This window comes from Methylocucumis oryzae, from assembly GCF_000963695.1.
Lineage (GTDB): Bacteria > Pseudomonadota > Gammaproteobacteria > Methylococcales > Methylomonadaceae > Methylovulum > Methylovulum oryzae.
Window position 1 is genome coordinate 1 of record NZ_LAJX01000113.1, and the last position, 11,922, is coordinate 11,922.

Genomic DNA, 11,922 nt, shown 5'->3' on the forward strand with positions numbered 1-11,922 from the left:
AACGTAACGGCTCTGTCGTCGGTGCGGTGCTAGTCAATGAGCATGATGAAATTATGTTGATTACTGATGGCGGTACTTTAGTCAGAACGCCTGTGGATGGTATTTCGGTCGTTGGCAGAAATGCTCAAGGCGTAAAGATTATCCGCTTAGACAATAATGAAAAAGTGATAGGCGTTGACCGTATTGCAGGACTGGCAGGGGTTGACGATACCAATAATGATGATGAAGAGCTCAATGACTTGGCCAGTGATGCCGAGCCAGATACTCAGACGCCAGAAGATGGAGAAGAATAACAATGTCAAGAGTTTATAATTTCAGCGCGGGTCCCTCTATGTTACCTGAAGCGGTGTTAGTCACTGCGCGCGAAGAAATGTTGGAATGGCGTGATAGCGGTATGTCCGTCATGGAGATGAGTCATAGAGGCAAAGCATTTGCCAGTATTGCTGAGCAATTAGAAGCTGATTTGCGTGAGTTAATGGGGATTCCAAGCAATTATAAGGTGTTGTTCTTGCAAGGCGGTGCGACGGCGCAATTCTCATTTATTCCACAAAATCTATTAAACGGCAAAACTAAAGCGTGTTATATCAAAACTGGGGCATGGTCAGAAAAAGCCGTTAGCGATGCGCAAAACTTTTGTGAGGTGGTATTAACCGCGAGTTCGGAAGCTGAACATTACACGTCAATACCCGATGTTGCTAGCTGGGTTATAGATGCAGACGCCGCTTATTTGCATTTCACGTCGAATGAAACCATACACGGTGTGGAATTTCAAACCATACCCGATAGCCAAGGTTTAGATTTGGTATCGGATATGTCGTCTAATATTTTGTCGCGCCCTATTGATGTAAGCCAATTTGGTTTGATTTATGCCGGTAGTCAGAAAAATATGGGGCCATCAGGCGTAACCGTGGTGATTGTCAGAGACGATTTAATCGGTCATGCACCTAAGTCTACGCCATCGGTGTTTAATTATGCCGAGCAAGCAAAAAACCAATCCATGTTAAATACGCCAGCAACCTATAACTGGTATTTACTCGGTTTAGTATTGTCGTGGTTAAAACAACAAGGCGGGATAGCGGCTATAGAGCAACACAATAAAAATAAAGCGGCAAAGTTATATCAGGCTATAGATAGCTCTGCGCTTTATCGTAATCCTGTCGTGCCAGACTATCGCTCACGCATGAATATTCCGTTTGTGCTAGCCAATAGCGAATTAGATAAAGCGTTTTTAACCGCTGCTGAAGCGAATGGCTTAATGGAGTTAAAAGGTCATCGTTCGGTAGGGGGATGCGCGCCAGTATTTATAATGCTATGCCAGAGGCGGGTGTGGATGCGTTAATTGCATTCATGGCAGAGTTTGAGCGCACGCATTAAGTGTTAGAGAAAGTCCATGACGGCCATCATCCCGCTCGCAGAATTAAGGCAAAAAATTGATGCAATCGATGCAGAACTGCTGCGTCTATTGAATGAACGGGCATTGTGCGCACTCGATGTGGCTAAGACCAAGATTGCGCAAGGTGAACAAGGCTGTTTTTATCGGCCTGACCGTGAATCGTTGGTGTTAAGGCGCATTCAACAGCTTAATCAAGGGCCGTTATCGGCGACTGCGGTAACGTTATTATTTAGAGAAGTCATGTCGGCGTGTTTAGCGCTGGAAAAACCTTTAGAAGTTGCCTTTTTAGGGCCTGAAGGCACGTTTACGCAGCAAGCGGCATTTAAGCATTTCGGCCATGCTGTGCAAACGGTTCCGCTTGCCACGATTAGCGAGATTTTTAACCATGTCGAAACGGGTGCCTGCCAATTCGGTGTCGTGCCGGTAGAAAATTCCAGTGAGGGTGTGATTAATCATACCTTAGATAATTTATTGGTCTCGGATTTAAAAAATTTGTGGTGAAGTTGAAATTCGCGTACATCAAAACTTAATTGGCTTAGCTGAAAACTATGCTGATATTGACTGCGTGTACTCTCATCAACAATCGCTGGCGCAATGCCGACGCTGGTTAGATAAGCATTTACCTAAGGCAGAGCGAACAGCGGTTAACAGTAATGCCGAAGCCGTTAAATTAGTGGCAAACGACAAAAATAAAGCGGCCATAGCTGGAATAGTTGCGGCAGAGCTGTATCAGCTACCGGTTATTGCCAGAAATATTGAAGATATTGCCCATAATACGACGCGCTTTATTATCATTGGTAGGCAAACCTCAGCGTCTACTGGTAAAGATAAAACGTCATTAGTCTTATCGACCGGTAATAAGCCGGGGGCTTTACATAGTGTGTTAGAGCCTTTCGCTCGATTTGGCGTGGATATGATGAATATTGAATCCAGGCCATCACAACAAGGCTTATGGGATTATGTGTTTTTCATTGATGTGCAAGGTCATGCCGATGATGATAACGTCGCTCATGCATTAGCTGCTTTGCGCGATAAAGTGAATATGCTGAAGATTTTAGGCTCTTACCCTAAAGCGGTGTATTAGCTATGGTTAAAATCACCCAATTATCGCAATTATCAATTAATTAAAATGTATAGCAGCCAAGACAACGCTACGCCTATGCTATTTCCTGAGCTTACCATTCCATTAGCAGAAATATTTGCCCGTTAATTTCAATATGAATGATTTAATCTATCGCCTAGCCGTTGCTGGTGTACGCCAACTTGTCCCTTATCAACCCGGCAAGCCTATTGAAGAGCTGCAACGTGAGTTAGGGTTGTCTGAAATCATAAAGCTGGCGTCTAATGAAAATCCACTAGGACCAAGCCCTAGCGCCGTCGCCGCGATGCAGCTAGCCTTGTCAGAGTTAGCGTTATATCCCGATGGTAGTGGTTATCGGTTAAAACAAGCATTAGCGGCAAAATTTAACGTAACGCCTGAGCAAATCACTCTGGGAAATGGCTCGAACGAGTTATTAGAATTAGTTGCTAGAGCCTTTTTAACACCTGAGTTATCGGTGGTTTATTCTGAACATGCATTTGCTGTTTATCCCTTAGTCACACAAGCGGTTGGTGCGACCGGTATTGTGGCGACGGCTAAAGCCTATGGTCATGATTTGACGGCAATGAGACAAGCGATTACCGATAACACGCGCTTAGTGTTTATTGCTAACCCGAATAATCCTACAGGTTCGTTATTGCCTCAGGCTGAGGTAAAAGCATTTATTGCCGACTTGCCAGAAACAGTTTTATGTGTCTTAGATGAGGCTTATGTTGAATTTGTCGGTGGTAATCCCGCTGAAGATTCAGTGTTGTGGTTAGCGGATTTTCCAAATTTAATTATTACTCGCACGTTTTCTAAGGCCTATGGTTTAGCAGGACTTAGAGTGGGTTATAGTTTGTCCTGTCCTGAAATGGCCGATATTTTGAATCGAGTAAGACAGCCTTTTAATAACAATAGCTTAGCATTAGTGGCTGCTGAAGCTGCGCTCAGCGATAGCGAGCATTTACAACAAACATTAGCCAATAATCGTGCCGGTATGCAGCAATTTATCGATGGCTTTAAAACCTTAGGCTTAGACTGGCTGCCGTCTGCAGGTAATTTTATTTCAGTGGCATTAGGACGCGAAGGCTTGCCGGTTTATCAAGCGTTGCTGGCAAAAGGTGTTATTGTCAGACCGGTGACCAATTACGGTATGCCGCAGCATTTACGCATTAGCATTGGCAAGCCAGAGCAAAACGCACGATGTTTACAAGCGTTAGCTGAGCTGTTGACGCGTTAATCGTGAGCATGTTCGATAAGCTTTGCCTGATTGGTGTCGGCTTAATCGGAGGGTCGATTGCTAAAGCTGCGAAAAAACATGGTTTGGCGCGAACGATTGTGGGTTATGGTCGGGAGCAAGATAGTGCCAATTTAGCATTAGCATTAGATTTAGGGCTAATTGATGCTTTTTTTACCGATATAGCGAGTGCTGTCACTAATGCCGATGGTGTAATCCTTGCGGCCCCCGTCGCGAGCACTGAAAGCATTTTGGCGCAACTAAAACCGCATTGGTCTAGCGCGACGTTATACTCTGATGTGGGCAGCACTAAAGTCAGTGTAATTTCGGCATTAAAAGCAGTATTTGGCGAGGTACCTAGTAATTTTATTCCAGCCCATCCTATTGCCGGAGCTGAGCAAAGCGGGGCTTTAGCGGCAGTTGATCAATTGTTTGTCAATAAGCGTTTAATCATTACGCCGACGTCGACAACTAATCACGATTTATTGCTTAAATTACAATGGTTTTGGCGGCGCTTAGGTGCCATTGTGTCGTGCATGGATGCAGAACCGCATGACCAGATTTTGGCTGCGACCAGTCATTTGCCGCACGTATTGGCGTATGCCTTAGTTGATTTGCTAGGCCATAAAGACGAACAACGTGAAATTTTTAAATATGCCGCCGGTGGCTTTAAAGATTTTACTCGCATAGCGTCTAGCGATCCAACAATGTGGACCGATATTTGTCTTGCTAATCAAGCTGCTATTTTGCCGTTAATACATGAGTTACAAGCCGAGCTTGATAAAATAGCGTTAATGCTCAATAACGGCGACCGACAACAATTATTTACAATCTTTTCTTATGCAAACCAGGCGCGACAACGCTTTCTTAATCAATTAGATAATTCTATGGCTAAAACAATCACATTTCATATTCAACCCGGTGGCAGATTACAAGGCGAAACGCGTGTGCCAGGCGATAAATCCATGTCGCATCGCTCTATTATGCTAGGCTCGTTAGCGGATGGTGTTACTCATGTTACCGGCTTTTTACAAGCCGAAGACGCATTAGCAACATTGCAAGCGTTTAGAGACATGGGCGTTAGAATCGATGGTCCAGAGAATGGGCAAGTAACGATTTATGGCGTTGGCAAAGATGGCTTAAAACAGCCTAAAAATGAATTGTATTTAGGTAACTCTGGTACGTCTATGCGTTTATTAAGTGGTTTATTAGCGGGCCAACCATTTAATTGTGTATTAACAGGCGACAAATCTTTATCAGGCCGACCTATGCGGCGGGTAACAGAGCCTTTAGCGCAAATGGGCGCTGAAATTCAAACCACCGAACAAGGCACGGCGCCGTTGCGCATTACGGGTAAAGCCGGGCAATTAAAAGCCATTGATTATCAAATGCCTATGGCTAGCGCACAAGTGAAATCGTGTTTATTACTGGCGGGTATGTATGCACAAGGCGAAACGCGGGTGACTGAGCCTGCACCTACTCGCGATCATACTGAACGCATGTTAGCGGGGTTTAATTATCCGGTTAAACGCGAAGGTAACACCGCTATTATTAGCGCTGAAGGCCGGTTGACGGCAATGACGATTGATGTGCCTAGCGACATCTCTTCAGCTGCGTTTTTCTTAGTCGGTGCGAGTATCGCGCCCGGTTCGGACGTCACGTTAAGGCATGTAGGAATTAATCCAACACGCACCGGTGTTATTAACATTTTGCGGTTAATGGGGGCGAACATTGAAGTTTTGAATGAACGAGAAATTGGTGGTGAGCCAGTTGCTGACTTGCGCGTGCAATACAGTCCATTAACCGGTATTAATATTCCTGAAGACTTAGTGCCGTTAGCGATTGATGAATTCCCTGTGTTGTTTGTTGCTGCAGCATGTGCAACTGGCGAAACGCGTTTAAGCGGTGCTGAAGAATTGCGGGTAAAAGAATCCGATCGTATTCAAGTCATGGCGGATGGTTTGCAGTTATTAGGTGTGAATGCTGAGCCAACCCCAGACGGTATGGTGATTCAAGGTGGCGGCAATATCGGCGGTGGTGTTGTTAACTCGCATGGTGATCATCGTATCGCGATGGCATTTTCGATTGCTGGGTTACGTGCCAGTGCGCCGATAACAGTTTTAGATTGCGCTAACGTCAATACTTCATTCCGTGAATTCAAAGATATAGCCACGCAATTAGGTTTAGGTTTAACCTGTGTTGAGGACTAAGTCGTGACGATGCCTGTATTAACCATCGATGGTCCTAGTGGAGCAGGTAAGGGGACTGTAAGTCGACGTATTGCTAAGCAATTAGGCTGGCATTATTTGGATAGCGGTTCAATTTATCGTGCATTAGCGATTGCTATTCAGTTAAAAGGGATTGCTGTTGATGATGTGTCGGCTATTGTGGCTACCGCTGCAACTATGCGATTGGCTTTTGCGTTAGATGATGAGCTTATTGTGTTATTAAACGATGAGGATATTACGGGACAATTACCCTTAGAAGAAACGGGTAATGCGGCGTCTAAAATCGCTGTATTACCAGAAGTTAGGCAAGCCTTATTGCAAAAGCAGCGTGATTTCAAGCAGTTGCCAGGGTTGGTTGCTGATGGTCGAGATATGGGGACAGTGGTTTTTCCAGAAGCGAGTAAAAAAGTCTTTTTTAACCGCTAGCAGTGAAAAACGCGCTGAACGTCGATATAAACAGTTGAAAGAGAAAGGAATTAATGCTAATCTTGTAAGCTTAGCAAAAGACATAGAAGAACGTGATCGTCGCGATAGGGAGCGGGCTACCGCACCTCTTAGCTTGGCAGACGATGCGCTTTTTATTGATTCTTCTGATATGACCATAGACGCCGTAATAAACACAGTGCTGCAGTTCGTTCATGAATGAGCGGCTTAGGCCTATTATTACATTTTTTAACTATTAACAGATTGGCTAGGTTTTTTTACAACTAGCTTAGGAATATTGAAAATGAGCGAAAGCTTTGCTGCATTACTTGAAGAAAGTTTAACCAAGACCCAGATGAGTCCTGGTGCAATGTTAATGGGTACGGTGATTGATATCGAAAACGATATGGTCATTGTTAGCACCCATTCTAAATCAGAAGGTGTCATCCCTAAATGGCAATTTCTGAACAACGATGGCGAATTGGAAGTTGCTATTGGCGACGAAATTGAAGTCGCATTGGACTTGTTTGAAGATGGTTTAGGCGCGACGCTGCTTTCTCGGGATAAAGCAAAGAAAAATAAAGCTTGGTCTGAGCTTGAAACCGCATTTGAAAAAGATGCGACTATCATTGGCCGTATCACCGGTAAAGTTCGTGGTGGCTTTACTGTAGCGGTAGGTGCATTACGTGCCTTCTTGCCCGGTTCATTAGTTGACGTCAGACCGGTTCGCGATACCAGCTTTTTGGAAAATCGCGACTTAGAATTTAAAGTTATTAAAATTGACCAAAAGCGTAATAACGTTGTGTTATCGCGTCGTGCTGTTGTTGAAAAAGAATACAGTGCAGAACGTGAAGAATTGTTGAAAACACTAGAAGAAGGTGCAATTGTTACCGGTGTGGTTAAAAACTTAACCGATTACGGTGCTTTCATAGATTTAGGTGGTATCGACGGTTTATTGCATATTACCGATATGGCTTGGCGTCGTGTTCGCCATCCATCTGAGTGTGTGGAAATCGGTCAAGAAATTAAAGTTAAAGTTTTAAAATACGACAAAGACAAAAACCGCGTTTCATTAGGCATGAAACAAATGAACGAAGACCCATGGCAAAACATTGCCCGCCGCTATCCAGCTGGCACACGCGTCTTCGGTAAAGTCAATAACTTAACGGATTATGGCTGCTTCGTAGAAATTGAAGAAGGTGTAGAAGGTTTAGTACACGTTTCTGAAATGGATTGGACCAATAAAAACGTTAACCCAGCTAAGTTAGTGCAATTAGGCGATGAAGTTGAAATCATGGTATTGGAAATCGACGAAGATCGCCGTCGTATTTCATTAGGCATGAAACAATGCAAGCCTAATCCGTGGGATGAGTTTGCAGCAACGCATAATAAAGGCGATAAAATTACCGGCAAAATCAAATCAATCACTGATTTCGGTATCTTCATCGGTCTTGATGGTGGTATTGATGGTTTAGTTCACATGTCTGATATTTCTTGGGCTGAAGATGGAGAGGCATCCATTCGTGACTTTAAGAAAGGTGATGAATTAGAAACCGTCATTTTAGCCGTCGATTCTGAACGTGAGCGTATATCGTTAGGCATTAAGCAATTAGAACAAGACCCCTTCCAAAATTACTTAGCAACCCATGAAAAAGGCAGCCTAGTAAAAGGCACGATAAAAGAAGTCGATGCCAAAGGTGCGGTAGTGACATTAGCTGACTATGTTGAAGGTTATATCCGTGCTTCTGAAATTCAGCGTGATCGTGTTGAAGATGCCCGTACTTTATTGAAAGAAGGTGACACGGTTGATGCTAAATTCATAGGCGTTGATAAGAAAAGCAAGACTATTTCATTGTCTATCAAAGCAAAAGAGATAGAAGAAGAAACCAATAGCATCAAAGATCATTCTCAGTCAGCTGCTGGTACGCCAACCCTCGGCGACATCTTTAAGCAAATGGAAAAATAAAAACCTAAACGGAGAGCATACTCAATGCTCTCCGATTTTATTTTTTTTTCATAGGATAGATTGTGACAAAATCCGAGTTAATAGAAGCGCTTGCTAAACAACAGCCGCATCTTGCAATAAAAGATGTTGAATTAGCTGTCAAATGTATTATCGAAAAAATGAATGAAGCCTTAGCAACGGGAGAAAGAATTGAAATCCGTGGCTTTGGTAGCTTCTCTTTACACTTGCGTCCACCGAGAATGGGGCGTAATCCTAAAACAGGCGAGTCTGTCGCCTTATCCAAAAAACATGTGCCGCATTTTAAACCTGGGAAAGAATTAAGAGATCGGGTAGATGCTTCGCGCACAAAATGCGATATTGTCGATTAATTTCAGCTTAATGCTTTACGCCGGATAACCTTTTGTCCGGCCGTTTTATCAATAAGCGCTCGGTATTGATTAAAATCAATTTGCAGCACTACCGTCCTGTGATATATTCAGAACAAATGAGAATGATTATTGCTTAATTGTTCTTTGGTTTTTAGCATTAGAACGGGCGGGTATATGGTTGTTAAATTAAAAAATCTTAATGTCGGTGATTTAGGTAAAATCATAGGTTTTGACCAGGCCGGTAAAGCATATCGAAAACGTTTTGTTAGCAATGGGTTTAACGCCCGGTACATCATTTAGCGTAACTCGATTTGCACCGCTTGGCGACCCAGTTGAAATTAAATTGCGTGGCTTTGCTTTAACATTGCGCAAAGACGAAGCTGAAGTCGTGTTAATTGAGAAGTTGTAATGGATGCGGAATTTACCGTTGCAGTCGTTGGTAATCCTAATTGCGGCAAGACCACGTTATTTAATGTATTAACGGGTGCTAAGCAACATGTTGGGAATTGGCCGGGAGTTACGGTTGAAAAAAAAACCGGTCAATATCAACATGCCGGGAAGCTAATCAACCTTGTCGATTTACCAGGCACGTATTCACTAGAATCAGCTGATGATTATGTCTCTATTGATGAGAAAATTGCGCGCGATTATGTCGCAGGGCATCATGCTGACTTAATCATTAATGTCGTTGATGCGTCTAATATCGAGCGTAATCTCTACTTGACATGTCAGTTAGTAGAAATGCGCGTCCCCATGATTGTTGTGTTAAACATGATGGATGCCGTCAAACAGCGCGGGATAAAAATCGATACAAACCACTTGGCTGAGCGGTTAGGTTGTCCAGTAGTGCCTATATCTGCCGCGATACGCCAAGGTATACACGAGTTAAAAAATACTATCAATCAAGCCGCACTCGTTAAACCTATCCCTAGTATTGCTATTGCCTACCATAGCCAGCTTGAAAATGCTATTCATACGTTGTCATCTGAATTAACAACTATCGCGGCCACTTATCCATGTGATTTACGCTGGCTAACTATTCGCTTACTTGAAGACGATACTTTAGCTAAAGCCATTATCGGTGTTGGCTATAACGATAAAGTAGCGCAGTTACAACAACAGATTCAAGCAGAGACCCACGAAGAAATTGACATTTTAGCGGCCGATGCCCGATATGGTTTTGTTAATGCATTGACTTCAGAAAATGTTTGTAAACTCAATGAGGTGAGCCGTCATACCACTGAACAAATTGACCGTTTTGTACTAAACCGCTATTTGGGTATCCCGGTCTTTTTGTTAGTCATGTACTTAATGTTTATGTTTACTATTAACATAGGCAGCGCGTTTGTCGATTTCTTTGATAAAGCCGTGGGTGCGTTACTGGTTGATGGTTTAGGCGTTTTGGTTGACAGATTTACATTGGCCTGAGTGGTTAATCGTATTACTCACTAAGGGGATAGGTGGTGGTATACAAGTCGTTGCTACGTTTATTCCTATCGTAGGCTTTTTATTCATGTTTTTGTCTGCGCTAGAGGATTCAGGCTATATGGCAAGAGCTGCATTTGTAATGGATAGATTGATGCGGCTGTTAGGGTTGCCGGGTAAATCCTTTGTACCGATGATTGTTGGCTTTGGTTGTAACGTACCAGCGATTATGGCAACGCGTACTTTAGAAAATCAGCGTGACCGAGTACTCACCAATTTAATGAATCCTTTTATGTCGTGTGGCGCGCGTTTACCGGTTTATGCGTTATTTGCGGCTGCTTTTTTTCCAGTAGGCGGGCAGAATCTAGTTTTTGGTTTGTACTTACTCGGTATTGTGGTGGCTGTGCTAACCGGTTTGATTATGCGTCATACTCTATTAAAAGGGCATAGTACACCGTTTATTATGGAGTTACCCGCTTACCACATGCCGACGGTAAGCGGTGTGTTATTGCGTACCTGGGATCGCTTAAAAGGCTTTATCGTTAACGCAGGTAAAGTTATTGTACCTATGGTGTTAGTGTTAAACATCTTAAACGCTTGGGGTATCGATGGTAGTTTCGATAAAGAAAATACTGATAAATCGGTGCTTAGCGCGATAGGCAGAAGCATGACGCCAATATTTAAACCTATGGGTATTGCAGATGATAATTGGCCTGCTACCGTGGGTATTTTTACCGGAGTGTTAGCTAAAGAAGCTGTTGTTGGTACGTTGGATGCCTTGTATAGCCAGTTGCTCACAAAAGACCAGTCAGAGCAATCTGTTTTTGATTTGAAAACGGCGTTACTAGATGCCTGTTTATCCATCCCTGAAAACTTGGCTAAGGTTAGAGATAACTTATTAGACCCGCTAGGATTGAATATAGGCGCGGTTGATGATGTGGCGGTTGCCGCTAATGAACAAGCCGTTAATACCGATACGTTTAAAGCTATGCAACAAAGTTTCGATGGTCAAAATTGGCGCGTTTGCCTATTTATTATTTATTTTATTGTATTCCCCTTGCGTAGCCGCTACGGCTGCGATTTATCGCGAAACTAATCTGCGTTGGACGCTGTTTGTCGTGCTTTGGACGACCGGCATCGCTTACATGACAGCGACATTGTTTTATCAAATCATGAGTTATCAGCAGCATCCATCGGATGCATTGTTTTGGATTAATAGTTTAGTACTCGGCTTTGCCTTAATTATTACTATGCTATGGTTAGGTGGTAAGCAATCAAACAAAGCGGTGTTAGGAGGATAATATGATTTTGTCCGAATTACGCGATTATGTAAGACAACAGCGCCGTGTATCGCTGAAAGACATAGCACTGCATTTTAATGTCGAAGCGGATGCCATACGGGGCATGTTGACGAAATGGGTCAATAAAGGCAATGTGCGTAAATTGTCGCAAGAATCATCATGCGGGACAAGTTGTTGTAAATGTGACCCCGCTATGACTGAGTTATACGAGTGGATAGATAACAGTCGTTGATTATCAATCAGTATCTGATTCTTGGGTAGTTCTTGCACTTGGTCTAGTAGCTCAATAACAGAACTGCGTTCTTAATTGACTCTGATTTTACTGTGCTTGGATTGTTTTTCGGGGCTATACACACTTAAGATGGGATAGGGCGTTTAGAGCGATGGTGTCGGCAGCAGGGATGCTGCCGCCAAGCCTACAGGGGCGTATTTACGGCGTCCTTCGTTCTGAATGACCTGTCCCGTCTTAAGTTGGTAACCTTTTTCGGCAAGTTGCTGGA

At 43.3% G+C, this 11,922-nt stretch carries 6 protein-coding genes and 5 pseudogenes; all 11 read left to right on the forward strand.

The window, feature by feature from the left end:
• Window positions 1–293: DNA gyrase C-terminal beta-propeller domain-containing protein (locus VZ94_RS11470; protein ID WP_045779340.1), on the forward strand; the 293-nt coding region annotated here is incomplete at its 5' end.
• Between the two features lie 2 nt (window positions 294–295).
• Window positions 296–1,374, forward strand: a pseudogene (gene serC, locus VZ94_RS11475) (3-phosphoserine/phosphohydroxythreonine transaminase).
• Between the two features lie 16 nt (window positions 1,375–1,390).
• Window positions 1,391–2,477 (forward strand): annotated as a pseudogene (gene pheA, locus VZ94_RS11480) (prephenate dehydratase).
• Window positions 2,478–2,610: 133 nt separating this feature from the next.
• On the forward strand, window positions 2,611–3,714 hold the full coding sequence (hisC, locus tag VZ94_RS11485; protein WP_045779341.1) for a histidinol-phosphate transaminase: 1,104 nt from the start codon (window positions 2,611–2,613) through the stop codon (window positions 3,712–3,714).
• Window positions 3,715–3,722: 8 nt separating this feature from the next.
• A complete protein-coding gene (locus VZ94_RS11490; RefSeq protein WP_045779345.1) occupies window positions 3,723–5,921 on the forward strand; it encodes a bifunctional prephenate dehydrogenase/3-phosphoshikimate 1-carboxyvinyltransferase in 2,199 nt (732 codons plus the stop codon).
• 9 nt (window positions 5,922–5,930) lie between these two features.
• Window positions 5,931–6,585: pseudogene (cmk, locus tag VZ94_RS11495) on the forward strand ((d)CMP kinase).
• A gap of 81 nt (window positions 6,586–6,666) precedes the next feature.
• Window positions 6,667–8,328, forward strand: a complete 1,662-nt coding sequence (rpsA, locus tag VZ94_RS11500) for a 30S ribosomal protein S1 (RefSeq protein ID WP_045779342.1) — start codon at window positions 6,667–6,669, stop codon at window positions 8,326–8,328.
• 62 nt (window positions 8,329–8,390) lie between these two features.
• Window positions 8,391–8,696 (forward strand): integration host factor subunit beta, encoded by a 306-nt coding sequence (locus tag VZ94_RS11505; RefSeq protein WP_045779343.1) that lies wholly within the window; start codon window positions 8,391–8,393, stop codon window positions 8,694–8,696.
• 174 nt (window positions 8,697–8,870) lie between these two features.
• Window positions 8,871–9,105: pseudogene (locus tag VZ94_RS11510) on the forward strand (FeoA family protein).
• Window positions 9,105–11,422 (forward strand): annotated as a pseudogene (gene feoB, locus VZ94_RS33265) (Fe(2+) transporter permease subunit FeoB). The pseudogenes VZ94_RS11510 and feoB overlap by 1 nt, the downstream one beginning before the upstream one ends.
• 1 nt (window position 11,423) lies before the next feature.
• Window positions 11,424–11,654: a FeoC-like transcriptional regulator gene (locus VZ94_RS11520; RefSeq protein WP_045779344.1), complete on the forward strand. Its 231-nt coding sequence runs from the start codon at window positions 11,424–11,426 to the stop codon at window positions 11,652–11,654.
• Window positions 11,655–11,922: the final 268 nt, after the last annotated feature.

Coding starts and splice junctions, on each gene's coding strand:
- VZ94_RS11520 (WP_045779344.1), top strand. CDS start 11,424: ATGATTTTGTCCGAATTACGCGATTATGTAAGACAACAGCGCCGTGTA.
- VZ94_RS11490 (WP_045779345.1), top strand. CDS start 3,723: ATGTTCGATAAGCTTTGCCTGATTGGTGTCGGCTTAATCGGAGGGTCG.
- rpsA (WP_045779342.1), top strand. CDS start 6,667: ATGAGCGAAAGCTTTGCTGCATTACTTGAAGAAAGTTTAACCAAGACC.
- hisC (WP_045779341.1), top strand. CDS start 2,611: ATGAATGATTTAATCTATCGCCTAGCCGTTGCTGGTGTACGCCAACTT.